The 13,238-nt window shown below is 46.7% G+C and carries 15 protein-coding genes and 1 tRNA gene; 4 read left to right on the forward strand and 12 right to left on the reverse strand.

The window, feature by feature from the left end; all coding sequences use genetic code 11:
* Positions 1–7 precede the first annotated feature (7 nt).
* A complete protein-coding gene (gene galT, locus PHILAsVB114_RS07015; protein ID WP_095698343.1) occupies positions 8–1,117 on the forward strand; it encodes a galactose-1-phosphate uridylyltransferase in 1,110 nt (369 codons plus the stop codon).
* Positions 1,118–2,068: a UDP-glucose 4-epimerase GalE gene (gene galE, locus PHILAsVB114_RS05345; RefSeq protein WP_095698344.1), complete on the forward strand. Its 951-nt coding sequence runs from the start codon at positions 1,118–1,120 to the stop codon at positions 2,066–2,068.
* On the opposite strand, the gene PHILAsVB114_RS05350 is transcribed toward galE, so the two are convergent.
* From PHILAsVB114_RS05350 to PHILAsVB114_RS05395, 10 genes are all read right to left on the reverse strand, one after another.
* Positions 2,061–2,300: an ACT domain-containing protein gene (locus tag PHILAsVB114_RS05350; protein WP_095698345.1), complete on the reverse strand. Its 240-nt coding sequence runs from the start codon at positions 2,298–2,300 to the stop codon at positions 2,061–2,063. The two genes, galE and PHILAsVB114_RS05350, sit on opposite strands and share 8 nt — an antisense overlap.
* Positions 2,301–2,309: 9 nt before the next feature.
* Complete coding sequence (locus PHILAsVB114_RS05355) at positions 2,310–3,431, reverse strand: S1C family serine protease (RefSeq protein WP_095698346.1); 1,122 nt, start codon at positions 3,429–3,431, stop codon at positions 2,310–2,312.
* Positions 3,431–3,817 carry a QcrA and Rieske domain-containing protein gene (locus PHILAsVB114_RS05360; protein WP_095698347.1) on the reverse strand — a complete coding sequence of 129 codons (387 nt, stop codon included), beginning with the start codon at positions 3,815–3,817 and terminating at the stop codon, positions 3,431–3,433. The genes PHILAsVB114_RS05355 and PHILAsVB114_RS05360 overlap by 1 nt, the downstream gene beginning before the upstream one ends.
* 76 nt (positions 3,818–3,893) lie before the next feature.
* Positions 3,894–3,965, reverse strand: a tRNA-Asn gene (locus PHILAsVB114_RS05365).
* A gap of 75 nt (positions 3,966–4,040) precedes the next feature.
* On the reverse strand, positions 4,041–5,888 hold the full coding sequence (gene dnaG, locus PHILAsVB114_RS05370) for a DNA primase (protein WP_095698348.1): 1,848 nt from the start codon (positions 5,886–5,888) through the stop codon (positions 4,041–4,043).
* 9 nt (positions 5,889–5,897) lie between these two features.
* Positions 5,898–7,118, reverse strand: coding sequence for a deoxyguanosinetriphosphate triphosphohydrolase (locus tag PHILAsVB114_RS05375; RefSeq protein WP_095698349.1), 1,221 nt, complete (start codon positions 7,116–7,118; stop codon positions 5,898–5,900).
* Entirely contained in the window at positions 7,115–7,741 is a 627-nt protein-coding gene (locus tag PHILAsVB114_RS05380; protein WP_204246775.1) for a YdcF family protein, read from the reverse strand. Before PHILAsVB114_RS05380 ends, PHILAsVB114_RS05375 begins: the two co-directional genes overlap by 4 nt.
* Before the next feature lie 26 nt (positions 7,742–7,767).
* Complete coding sequence (gene dusB / locus PHILAsVB114_RS05385; protein WP_095698351.1) at positions 7,768–8,934, reverse strand: tRNA dihydrouridine synthase DusB; 1,167 nt, start codon at positions 8,932–8,934, stop codon at positions 7,768–7,770.
* Positions 8,904–10,283, reverse strand: a complete 1,380-nt coding sequence (locus PHILAsVB114_RS05390) for a glycine--tRNA ligase (protein ID WP_095698352.1) — start codon at positions 10,281–10,283, stop codon at positions 8,904–8,906. Before PHILAsVB114_RS05390 ends, dusB begins: the two co-directional genes overlap by 31 nt.
* Positions 10,284–10,350: 67 nt before the next feature.
* Positions 10,351–10,635: an antibiotic biosynthesis monooxygenase family protein gene (locus PHILAsVB114_RS05395; RefSeq protein WP_095698353.1), complete on the reverse strand. Its 285-nt coding sequence runs from the start codon at positions 10,633–10,635 to the stop codon at positions 10,351–10,353.
* A 68-nt stretch (positions 10,636–10,703) separates the two neighbouring features.
* Between PHILAsVB114_RS05395 and PHILAsVB114_RS05400 the strand changes: the two genes are divergently transcribed.
* Together PHILAsVB114_RS05400 and PHILAsVB114_RS05405 are read left to right on the forward strand one after the other, a co-directional pair.
* Entirely contained in the window at positions 10,704–11,450 is a 747-nt protein-coding gene (locus PHILAsVB114_RS05400; RefSeq protein ID WP_095698354.1) for a ZIP family metal transporter, read from the forward strand.
* A complete protein-coding gene (locus PHILAsVB114_RS05405) occupies positions 11,443–11,808 on the forward strand; it encodes a Fur family transcriptional regulator (RefSeq protein ID WP_095698355.1) in 366 nt (121 codons plus the stop codon). Before PHILAsVB114_RS05400 ends, PHILAsVB114_RS05405 begins: the two co-directional genes overlap by 8 nt.
* On the opposite strand, the gene PHILAsVB114_RS05410 is transcribed toward PHILAsVB114_RS05405, so the two are convergent.
* Positions 11,809–12,507, reverse strand: coding sequence for an isoprenyl transferase (locus tag PHILAsVB114_RS05410; protein WP_095698356.1), 699 nt, complete (start codon positions 12,505–12,507; stop codon positions 11,809–11,811).
* Complete coding sequence (recO, locus tag PHILAsVB114_RS05415; RefSeq protein ID WP_095698357.1) at positions 12,504–13,235, reverse strand: DNA repair protein RecO; 732 nt, start codon at positions 13,233–13,235, stop codon at positions 12,504–12,506. The genes PHILAsVB114_RS05410 and recO overlap by 4 nt, the downstream gene beginning before the upstream one ends.
* Between the last annotated feature and the right edge of the window lie 3 nt (positions 13,236–13,238).

Genomic DNA, 13,238 nt, shown 5'->3' on the forward strand with positions numbered 1-13,238 from the left:
ACACACTATGAGCTCGAAACTCGGCGCAGGTGTTACGCGCACCGATCGCCTGCTCTCTGATGCTCGCACTATTCGTTATTACGATACGGCCGGACAAGTGCGTGCAACGGCTGACAAGCGCGAAAAGGGCGAGCAACCAGGTATTGGTGAACTTCGTTTAGATCCACTGGTTAATGAGTGGGTTGCGATGGCCGCGCATCGTCAAGGTCGAGTCTTCTTGCCACCAAAAGAGTTGTGTCCGCTGTGTCCATCAACTGGTGAGAATCTGACAGAAGTTCCTGAAGATAACTTTGAAGTTGTTGTCTTTGATAACAAATCACCATCGCTTCGTCCACCACAAGGTGATTGGGCGCTTCCCGATATGGCCGGCCCAGATACAGATACCGGAACTGCCGCTGGCAAGTGTGAAGTTATTTGTTTTACAGCAGATCACGGCCATGCCTTTAAGGATTTAAGCACTGAGCGCATTCGAGTATTACTAGAAGCGTGGATGGATCGCACACGTGAATTATCCAAAGAAAAATTCATTCACCACATCACACCTTTTGAAAATCGTGGCGAAGAAGTGGGCGTGACCTTGGCCCATCCACACGGTCAAATTTACGCGTACTCATATATTCCTCCAAAGGTTTCTCGCATGCTCGAAGTTGCGCGAAAGCACAAAGAGCGCACCGGCAAAGTACTCTTCGATGAAATTGTTGCTCGCGAAATCAAAGATGAAGAGCGCATCGTTGCGCAAAACAAACACTGGGTTGCCTACGTTCCATATGCCGCACGCTACTCATTTGAAATCCACCTTGCGCCAAAGGTTTCTGTGGCAGATTTAAGCGAACTCACGACAGAGGTTGCTGATGCATATCCAGCAATTGCTAAAGAAGTTCTGCAACGCCTAGATGGTGTCTTTGATATTCCAATGGCATATATAGCCGCGTGGCATCAAGCACCTGTGCGCGAGGGCCGCGATCTTCTTCGTTTGCACTGGCAGATTACAAGTGTGCGCCGAGCTCCGGGAAAGCTAAAGTATCTAGCAGGATCTGAATCTTCGATGGGCGCATTCATAATGGATCTACGTCCAGAACAATCTGCTGCTCAGTTGCGAGAAGTAAAGCTGACGTAAATGAAGATCTTGGTCACAGGAGGCGCCGGCTATATCGGCTCTCATGCTGTTGAAATCCTTATGAACAGCGGCCACGAAGTAACAGTGCTAGATGATTGCAGTACAGGTCACGCAGATTCATTGCCACCAACTGCGCGCTTTGTTCAAGGATCTCTCCTTGATTCCGATTTAGTTATGCGCGCCCTCAAAGGCTGCGAAGCGGTGATGCACTTTGCTGGTAAATCACTGGTTGGTGAATCAGTTGAAAAGCCAGATCTTTATCGCAAAGTAAATGTTGCCGGCACAAAAGTATTACTTGGCGAGATGAATACCGCAGGAATTAAGAAAATAGTTTTTTCTTCCTCTGCGGCTACCTACGGTCAACCTGACTCTTCTCCCGTGAGTGAAAGTGCGCACTGCGCGCCGACTAATCCTTATGGCGAAACAAAGTTGGCAATTGAACGCGAATTATCCACCGCTGCTTTAACTCAGGGTGTGGCTGCTGTTTCGCTGCGTTATTTCAATGTGGCAGGGGCGCTTGAGACCAATCGTGGCTGGTTATCAGAGCGTCATGATCCCGAAACTCACTTAATTCCTAACGCGCTACGTGCGACTTCAGAATCTCCGCTGCGTATTTTTGGACGCGATTGGAACACACCGGATGGAACATGCATCCGCGATTACGTTCACATCATTGATTTAATCGACGCCCATGTCAGAGCTCTTAAATTCTTAGAGGCTTCAACTCATCATGTCTTTAATATCGGATCTGGCACTGGCTATTCTGTGGCACAAGTAGTTGCTGCAGTCTCGCGTGTGAAAAGTAGCCCGCTTGCAACTATTGATGCGCCAAGGCGCGCGGGCGATCCTGCTGTGTTAGTTGCCAATATTGATAAAGCAGAAATGATTCTTAACTGGCGGCCTGAACGCACTTTAGATCAGATGGTTGAAGATACTTTCAAAGCTATTTAACAGGATTTATTGCAATAACTTCAACGCCACCAATTGAACCAAGAATGTTTAATAGATCAGTTGGATCACTGCCAGGAATAGCCACAGTTAAATCGTCATAACCTTTTCCATCTTCAGATTTTGTAACTGTGAGCTCTTGAATATTTCCACCTGCAAAGCCAATGGCCGATGCCAAAGCGCCAAGGGAGCCTGGCTGATCAGGTAGTGAAATAGATAAACGAAAGAGTGCCATGGCTACAGATTAACCATTGGAAGGCGCTTTGCCCAATTTAACGGTGAATGTCTTTGTTCCGCCGCCATTTGGTAAATCAACAGTGACAGAAATTGTGGCACCTGGTGCATATGAACGGATGCGAACAACTGCACTTACTTGATCCGTTACGCGCTGGCCACCAATTGATTTAATTACTGCGCCAACAGGAATTCCGGCGACTTCTGCGCCTTCACCTGGTGTGAGTCTAAGAATTCTTGCACCAATACCTTCATACGTACTATCGAAATAAACACCGAGTAATGGACGAGTCGAAGTATTAGTTGGAGAAGTAATAATTTCATCAATCACACGTTTTGCCTCAGTAATGGGAATTGCAAAACCAAGTCCGATGCTTCCGCTTGTGCCGCCGGATGAGAGTGTGGCAATTGCAGAATTCACACCGATGATCTGTCCTTGAGCATTAATAAGTGCTCCCCCAGAGTTACCTGGGTTAATTGCTGCATCAGTTTGAATCGCATTAACAAATGATTCTTGACCGACTGTGCCGGCCGATACTGGACGGTTGAGGGCAGAAATAATTCCTGTTGTGACGGTTGAAGCCAAACCAAGTGGTGAACCAATAGCCATAACAGGTTCTCCAACAACTAACTTGGTTGAATCTCCTACGTTAAGGGCTGCAAGGTTGCCTTTGTTTATCTGCAAAACAGCAATGTCATAAGCCTTATCTCGTCCAATAATTTTGGCATCTGCTTGATCGCCATTTGAAAATTCGACTGTGATCGTGCCAGATGTTGAGGCAACAGCATCAATAACGTGATTATTTGTGATGATGTATGAAGATGAAGCCGATGAATTATAAACCCAACCTGAACCTGTGCCACCACCAGTTGATGTTTCAGCAGCAATTGATACAACAGATGGAGTAATTGTTGCAGCTAGGTTCTTCACATCAAAAGCGTTTGTGGTCAGTTCTAGCGGTGAACGACCTTTAGCACACTTGCCATCGGCGGATAAAAAGAGCACTTTCGTCTTGTTATCCACACACGCTTTAACGCCACCTATGTTATTAATTTCTGCAACTGCGATTCCACCAGCAACGCTGGCTCCGAGTACAAAGGCTAGAGCAAGATTAATCGTGCTTTTTCTCATTATGGCTGCACGATCCAATCACTTTTAATTGATACCGAAATTTTATCCAATGGACGTTCAGGTTCTCCAGAAACAACTCTGCCCGATTTAAATGGATCAAAGGAACCAAGGTGACATGGACAAACAAGTTTCTTACCTGCTTTTAAGTATTCAACTGTGCACCCTTGGTGCGTGCAAATTGCAGAGTATGCAAATACCCCAGCCTTTGTGCGAAAGAGATATGCCGGAGCGCCATTGGCTGCAACGAATTTCTGGGCAGAGCCGACAGGAAATTTAGAGAGCTTTACTATTTTCTTTGGCGCTGCTGCAATGGCAGATTGCGTGCGCCCAAAAACAAAGGCACCGGCTGAGATTGCTGCGGTGCGTAGAAAGCCTCTGCGATTCATTCGTGTATTTTCCTAATCTCTTCCTTGATGCGATCAGTGTAAATAATTAACCTGAGAGAAGCCTGAGAAAATCCTGCTCCCTGACTTGGATTCGAACCAAGAACCTGCCGGTTAACAGCCGGCTGCTCTGCCATTGAGCTATCAGGGACTATTCGCTTCTCGCGAAGAGTTACGAGCGCACACTCTAGCGCACAGCCAAGGGGTGGTCTAAATCGAAGCGGAGTTAAAGCCCGCCAAGGGCGAGATCGTGCAGGGTGCGGCGAGTGCTTTCAAGTGCCACAAGTTGGGCAAAAGCTGTGTTGTATTCGCCTTCATTTTCAACTGGATTAAGTCTTTGCAAACTTGATTTGAGTTCTGCAATTGCGCGAGAGACAGCTACTTCTCGCAAACGCGCAATGATGCTGGCAACGTAATGTTCTGTGATCTCGCCATCGGCGCGAATTGGTTCGACGTTTAACTCTGTAAAGAGTGATTTCATATTCTCATTAGTAATTTTCTCTATTGTCAGCGCGGCATTATCAGGTGCCATGAGATTAATGACTGCCCGAAGTTCTTGATAGGCAGGATGGGTAAATGCGTTTTCTTCTAACTCATTAAATGATTGACAGAGTGCAGGTGCCTGAACGCGAGCCTTGAGTACTTCTCGTTCCAGAATTAGACGTGGCTCTTGTGGATCTGGACGCCACTGCTGCGCCACAACTTCTGGCGCAGTTGGATCCACACTTACCTGTGGAGTCTTCTTCATCGCAGTTGCAACGGCTGAAGATACTTGTTCGACTTCAACGCCGAGCCAACCAGCTAATGAACGTGAATATTCTGGACGCAAGGACTTATCTCTAATTTGTGCAACAAGGGGCGCTGCGGCATTGAGCGCACCGATGCGACCTTCAGGTGTTGTGAGATTGTATTTAACTAATTCGGCGCGAATGGCGAACTCAAAAAGTGGCACACGACGAGCAATAAGGTCACGCAGCGCTGCATCTCCTTTTATTTGGCGTAGATCGCATGGATCTAATCCATCTGGTTCAACGGCGACAAAAGTCTGCGTAACAAATTTTTGATCATCACTAAATGCGCGAAGGGCAGCCTTTTGTCCCGCTGCATCGCCATCGAATGTGAAGATGACTTCACCGCGAAAAGCATCATCATCCATTAACAATCTGCGCAAGATTCGGATGTGATCTGCTCCAAATGCTGTGCCACAGGTTGCAACTGCAGTTGTAATTCCAGCAAGGTGGGCCGCCATTACATCTGTATAGCCTTCAACGATGACTGCTTGGCGCTTCTTTGCAATCTCTTTCTTTGCAACATCTAGACCGTATAGAACCTGACTCTTCTTATAGATCGGAGTCTCAGGTGTATTTAAATACTTTGGACCTTGATCTTCTTCATCACTTGCTAACTTTCGTGCACCAAAACCAACAACATCTCCTGTGATGTCTTTGATCGGCCAGGTCAGACGATTGCGGAATCGATCTATTGGTCCGCGCTGACCCATCCTGGAAAGGCCTGCTGTTTCTAACTCATCGATTGTAAAACCTTGTGCGCGTAAGTGTTTAGTCAGGCTATCCCAATCATCGGGTGCAAAACCAACTCCAAATAATTGGCACGCCTCTTTTTCAAATCCACGCTTTGTCAGCAACTCTCGGCCATGAGCTGCAGCAGCAGATGTGTTGAGTTGTTCTTGATAATAAATAGCAGCGGCAGCATTTGCTGCAATTAAACGAGAGCGCATACCGGATGGCACAGATGGGCCAGATGAGTTCTCGTCATAGCGAAGTGTGTAACCAATGCGATCTGCAAGTCTTTCCAGAGTTTCAGTAAATGTCAGGTGATCCATCTTCATGAGAAATGAAATGACATCGCCACTGGCTTGGCAGCCAAAGCAGTGATAAAAACCTTTACTTGGTGTTACGTGAAACGATGGTGATTTCTCATCGTGAAAAGGACACAGACCTTTTTTCTGTCCGCCACCTGCAGATTTTAGTTGAACGTAATCTGCAACTACTTCATCAATCGGAACACGTTCGCGAAGATAGGTAACATCTTCTTCTTTTATGCGACCGCTCATAGGCGCACTTTAGCGATTTTGAGTCAGGCGAGCATGTAAGGCGTATGCACCAGGGTCAGTCAGCGCTGCAATCTGGTCAATTACTACGCGAAGGCGCTGGCCATCATCGGCTGCGCGGTTCCAGTCATCGATAAAAATTGCATCCAATGCTTTAGGCGCACTCTTATACAAAAGATCCACAAGTTCGATGATGACAATTTTTTGCTTTGCATAACGCTCTTGTGATTCAGCCGCACGAATTAAATAGTGCCCGGCAACAGCTTTTAAGAAATCGACTTCTACTAAATGCTCACGAGGAATTTCAAGATTGGCGCCATATCTTGCCAGCGGCTCATCTCCATAGATTGCGCGAGTTTTATTCTCAGCAGCTAACACAAAGCGACCAATTAATTGACTCGTTGAATCTTTTAAACGAGCAAGAGAGCGATGGCTGCCGTCATAGTTAACTGGCCAACATGAAAGATCTTGTAATCTCACCAGCGCTTCGGTTGCTTCAGACTTTGATGCATTGCTTGCATAATCTTTTGTCATACTGTCATAAATTGCATCAAAATCATCTTCAAAGGTGCGCACATGGACTTGGTTTGCAACAATCGCATCTTCTAAATCGTGGACTGAATAAGAAACATCATCTGACCAATCCATGATTTGTGCCTCAATGCAGCGCTTTCCTTCAGGTGCATCGGCGCGCATCCACTTATAGATTTCTACGTCATCGTCATAAACACCAAATTTGCGTGGATTCGTTGCTCGTTGCCATGGATATTTGGTGGCCGCATCTAGTGACGCACGAGTCAGGTTTAATCCAATTGATCGACCATCGGCATCGACTGTCTTTGCTTCAAGGCGTGTGAGTAATCTAAAACTCTGCGCGTTTCCTTCAAAGCCGCCACAACTCTTTGCAATGTCTGCCAACGCTTCTTCTCCGTTGTGACCAAATGGTGGGTGACCTAAATCGTGTGCCAAACATGCGGTATCTAATAAATCAGGGTCGGCGCCGAGTGATTCACCGAGTTCGCGACCAATTTGTGCGCACTCAAGTGAGTGAGACAGACGTGTGCGTTGGAAATCATTTTCCCAAGGAACAGCTACTTGAGTCTTTGCAGCCAAGCGACGAAGGGAAGCGGAGTGAATTACTCGTGCACGATCTCGCATAAATTCTGTGCGGCCCGCGCGCTTTGCCGGTTCATCAAGAAAGCGTTCGTTGTCACGATCACTATAAACGCTCATGAAACAACCTTATCTAGAATTTTGTTGGTATCTAGATGGTCGCTGATGTTTATTCCAAAGTGACCTAACGTGATGTATGCCAAATAGGCGCCTGATTCACGAATTAAATAGCGCTTTGTGGAGTTCTTTAAAGAATTCGGACCAAATTGCACAGGAGAACAGGTGGCAACTAAACCACGATCATTTGCCATCGTCATAGAACGCCTGCAGTGATATGGATCAGTTGCGATGATGACATTTTTAATTTCACGTTTTTTCATCTCTTGTACATATGCTTTTGTACTCACCAATGTGTCGCGACCTGTTGCCAGCGCAACAATTTTACGTGCCGGAACTCCTGCAGAGATAAGCCATGCTCGACCCGATGCAGCTTCAGTTGTGCGATCTCCTGGCGCTCGTGATCCCACAGTAATAATTATTGGAGCAAAACCTAGATCAAAAATTCTCTTTGCTTCAGTAAGACGTGCTTCTAAAACATCACCGGGACGACCATCGAATTGGGCCGCGCCCATAACAACGATGGCATCTGCGCCTCGCACAACTGGATAGTGCGCTGCGTAATATGTCTTTCCGATGGCATATGTTGGGATCGCCAAAACAATCAAAAAGATTATTGTGAACACGCGACGGATAAATCTAAAGATAAACATCAGCCACCTGAAAACGCATCTTCTAATTCAATCGCAGCCATCTCATCTGGATCTTCCAACCAACGATCTGGCAAGGTAACTGGGCGGCCATGGCTTGTGCGACCGCGTGGTTTTTCACCCACCTCAATCGGATATGGCTGATCATCTAGTTGATCTAGCAGTGTGCGAAAGTGAGAAAGAGATTCAATTAAGCCAAATTCTCTACGTAATTCGCGGTGCACTCTAAATCCTTTGAGATACCACGCCATATGTTTGCGCAAATCACGGCATCCACGATCTTCTGATTCGAAGTAATCAACAATTAATTCTCCGTGTCTAAACATAACTTCGCGCACTTGATGCAGAGTCGGCAAAGTGCGCTCTGTTCCGCCCTTAAAAGCACTGACTAAATCTGAAAACAACCACGGACGTCCAAGGCATCCACGTCCAACAACAACGCCGGCGCACCCTGTTTGGCGAACCATTTCAACTCCGTCGGCGCCTGACCAAATATCGCCGTTACCAAGTACTGGAACACCAGTAGGTTTGAGGTGTTCTACAAGTTGGGCAATTGCAGACCAATCTGATTTACCTTCATACATCTGCGCTGCTGTGCGTGCATGCAGCGCAACCCATGCAACACCTAAGTCGGCCGCAGACTTTGCAGCCTCTAAATATGTGTGGTGATCACTATCGATTCCGATACGCATTTTTACTGTGACAGGAATGCCAAATGGTTTTGCAGCTTCAACTGCTGCTCCAACAATTGCACTAAAGAGATTGCGTTTATATGGAAGGGCTGCTCCTCCGCCTTTGCGAGTAACTTTAGGAACAGGGCAACCAAAGTTCATATCGATGTGATCGACTAAGTTTTCTTTACCAAGCATTGTGACCGCCGCACGCATGGTGTGTGGATCAACGCTATATAACTGCACAGAGCGTGGCCATTCACCTTTACCTGGTTCGATCATGCGCAGAGTCTCTGGCCGTCTTTCAATGAGCGCGCGTGCTGTCACCATCTCAGAGACAAATAAACCAGCACCTTGTTCGCGGCAGAGCATGCGAAATGGGGCGTTGGTTATGCCTGCCATTGGCGCCAATACAACTGGCGGATCAATTACATGATCACCAGTTGCAAGGGCAAGAGTGAGAGGTTTTAGCAACCGAGTAGTCGTGGCGCTAACCATGCTTCAACCTGATCGAGTGCAATGCGCTCTTGTGACATCGTGTCACGATCGCGAATTGTTACTGCGTGATCTTCAAGTGTTTCAAAGTCCACAGTGATGCAATACGGAGTTCCGATTTCATCTTGGCGACGGTATCGACGACCAATAGCACCAGCATCATCGAAATCGATACTCCAGTTCTTGCGCAATTGCGCTGCAAGATCACGTGCTTTAGGAGATAAATCAGCGTTACGTGACAACGGCAAGACCGCCACTTTTATTGGTGCTAAACGGTAATCAAGTTTGAGCACCGCACGCTTTTCCATTTCACCTTTGCTATTTGGTGCTTCATCTTCTGTGAATGCATCCATTAAGAATGTAAGAGTTGCGCGATCCACACCTGCTGCAGGTTCGATAACAAATGGTGTCCAACGCTCATTTTTTTCTTGATCAAAGTAAGAAAGATCTTTACCGGAGGCCGCTGAGTGCGCCTTTAAGTCAAAGTCTGTGCGATTAGCAATACCTTCAAGCTCGCCCCATTCGGTTCCGGCGAATTCAAATTTATATTCAATATCTGCTGTGCGCTTTGAATAGTGTGACAACTTCTCTTTTGGATGTTCAAAAATACGCAAGCGCTCTGGATTAATTCCAAGGTCCACATACCAAGCCATACGTGTATCAATCCAATATTGATGCCAATCTTCGTCCGTTCCTGGAACAACGAAGAACTCCATCTCCATCTGCTCAAATTCGCGAGTTCTGAAAATAAAGTTACCTGGCGTAATTTCATTGCGGAAAGACTTACCGATCTGGCCAATACCAAATGGTGGTTTTTTGCGTGATGTTGTCATCACTTGATCAAAGTTAATAAAGATTCCTTGAGCAGTCTCTGGTCGCAAGAAGGCAAGACCTGATTCATCTTCTACAGGTCCAAGGTATGTCTTGAGCATTCCGCTAAATTGTTTTGGTTCGGTGAATTGGCCTTTGTTTCCACACGCTGGGCAATTAACTTCTGTCAGCGATGTGGCAGCTTTCTTATGCTTTGCCTCATATGCTTCAAGTAAATGATCTGCGCGATAACGCTTATGACATGACGTGCACTCTGTCAGCGGATCAGAAAAAGTTGCAACGTGTCCGGATGCTTCCCAGACTTCTTTTGCCAAGATCACACATGAATCTAGACCGACAACATCTTCGCGGCCTGTGACCATGGATTTCCACCATTGGCGCTTTACATTGTTTTTTAACTCAACTCCGAGTGGGCCGTAATCCCACGATGCGCGCAACCCACCATAAATTTCTGATGAGGGATAAACAAATCCGCGGCGCTTTGCAAGACCAACAATATTTTCTAAACGATCCGTTGCCATTTCATTTTCTCCATCCGGCTGGCTGTCGGCGGTAAAAGCAACTCCTGTTGCGATCCGTGTCTAAATTTTACTCTGAGTACGGCATTTCATATGCACCGGGCTCATCGATTGCGCGGGCAAGAGTTGGAATTGCATTCATTTTTACATCGTTATTTCCAAGTGCGCGGCGATATGAGCCTACGTTTTCCCACTGTGTAACCAGTGACCACAACGTCGGGTCATCAAGATTTTGACCGTATTGGCCATCTCTAAAACCTGGGCACTTAGAAAATGCATCCAGGGCTGTGGCCAGCAGGGTTTGAAAATGAGCTGCTTCACCCAGTGGCACGTTAAATCTGGCGACAGCGAGCATGGGCTGAGCCTAGACCCTGCCTGAATGGTGAAAATGAAAATCATTTTCATTTGTGCTATGGTCGGATTATGAACCTAGCCATTGGACTCGCAGCCCTAACTGCAATTGCAACCACTGCCGGTGGATTCTTAGCTATTCGATCTCGCGATCGTCTGCACCTGATTCTTGGATTATCAGCAGGTCTGCTTCTTGGTCTTGTTGCCTTTGATTTACTCCCTGAAATTTTTGAGTTAAATACTCAAACTCTTGGAAATGTTCCAGTTGTTTCATTGGCTCTAGTCGTTGGTTTCTTAGCGCTGCACTTTGCTGAGCAAATCTTTGGTGCCCACGAACCTGCTGAATCAGATTACGGCCATGATCACAAGCACTCTGTCAACGTTGCAGGAACTCTCGGCGCTCTTGCCATGGGAGGTCACGTATTCCTAGATGGTGTTGCACTTGGATTGGCCTTTAAAGTCAGCAACGGATTAGGTATCGCGGTCTTTGTTGCAATTTTATCTCACGCGTTTTCAGATGGGCTTAACACAGTTTCACTACTTATCAAGAGCGGGCACTGGACCAAGCGTGCGATTTCACTACTGGGCCTAGATGCAATCATGAGAATTGCTGGCGCATCACTCGGTACTTATATTTCAATTAGTAATGACATGCTGGGAATTTACTTAGCGGCGTTCTCCGGATTCGTTATCTACCTGGCAACATCACATATTTTGCCTGAAGCCCACTCCCGCCATCCTTCCCGTCTGACTATGGCAGCCACAATCATTGGCGTTGTAGCAATGTGGCTCATCGTGGGAAATATTGGCCTTGAATAAATCTGAACTTAAAGTGCTCGGCGTCCTAGAACGTGTTGGAGGCTTTGCTAGTGCTCAAGAGGTGTATCAACTTCTGCAAAGAGGTAACCAATCGATTGGTTTGACCACTGTGTATCGCGCACTGCAATCTTTGCTCGATGACAAAGTTGTAGATACGTTGCGCAGAGATGACGGCGAAGCTATTTACCGCTTGTGTGGAGAGAATCATCACCACCACTTAGTGTGCAAGAGTTGTGGCACAACGATAGAAATTCAGGCAAATGCAATTGAAAAATGGGCGCAGCAGATGGCTAGTGATCACGGTTTTCGAGAAGTAGGACACACAGCTGAAATATTCGGCATCTGCAAGAAGTGCTAACTACGCTTTTCCAAACCTACGTTCGCGCTTGTTGTACTCCTCAATAGCTTTCCATAAAGTCTTGCGTGTGACATCTGGCCATAAAACATCCATAAAAACCATCTCGGCATAGACAGATTGCCATGGCAAGAAATTGCTGGTGCGCTGCTCGCCAGATGATCGCAGAAACAAGTCCACATCTCTCATTGCTGGCGAATCTAAATACTTTGCAAATGTCTTTTCTGTAATCGCATCGGCTTTGATTTTGCCCCGCTTCACATCTCGAGCAAGTTCAGTTGCTGCATCAACGATTTCTGAGCGGCCACCGTAATTAACACACATATTTAACGTCAGGGTTTTATTCTTCTTTGTTAACTCTTCTGCTTCTTCGAGTTCTGAAATAACACTTGCCCACAACCGTTTAGGCCTTCCCACCCAACGAATTCGAACACCCATCGCATTCATCTCATCACGGCGGCGCCTAATGACATCGCGATTAAATCCCATTAGAAATTTGACTTCTTCCGGTGATCGACGCCAATTCTCTGTTGAAAATGCGTATGCGCTTATTTCTTTAACACCGAATTCGATAGCACCTTGCACAACATCAAAGAGTGCTGCTTCACCCGCTTCGTGACCTTTTGTTCGTGGTAATCCGCGCTCTTTTGCCCAGCGACCATTGCCATCCATAACGATTGCAACGTGCTCTGGAATATTCATACCCGCTCCACGATTGGCAGTGAACGCAAACCGCGTTCAAGGTGCCATTGTAAATAAGCAGCGATTAATCCACTAGCCTCGCGGCGATTTTTTCCTTCACTCTTATTCGCACTCTCCCAGTCGCTACTTAACAGTGCGGCCATTAACTCAAGTGTTTCTGGTTGCGGGGTCGCACACGCAGATGGTCTGCACTCAAGACAGACGGATCCACCGCCAACGAGTGAGAAATATCTATGCGGTCCGGTCAGGCCACACCGTGAACAATCTGTCATTGATGGTGCGTAACCACCGAGTGCAAGGGATCGCAATAAGAATGCATCTAATACAAGTGCTGGGTCATAACGATCATCACAGAGCGCTTTCATCGCACCAACAACTAAATGAAACTCTTGCACCGCAGGTTCGCGTTCTTGGGCGGTGAAGCGCTCAGAAGTTTCAAGGATCGCTGAAGCAATTGTCCAGCGCTGATAATCATCTGTAATTGCTTCGCCGTAATTTCTTAAGGCTTCTACTTGTGTGACTGTGTCAAAAGTTTTACCAATATGCATCTGAATATCAACATGGCTACCAGGTTCAAGGCGCGCACCGAATTTAGACATTGTGCGACGAACACCTTTTGCCACACCGCGCACACGTCCGTGTTCGCGAGTAAGCATTGTGATGATGCGATCTGCTTCACCTAGTTTTTGCGTGCGCAAGATGATTGCTTCATCGCGATACAGGCTCATGCA

Source organism: Candidatus Planktophila limnetica (assembly GCF_002288365.1).
In the GTDB taxonomy this organism is placed as follows: Bacteria; Actinomycetota; Actinomycetes; order Nanopelagicales; family Nanopelagicaceae; genus Planktophila; species Planktophila limnetica.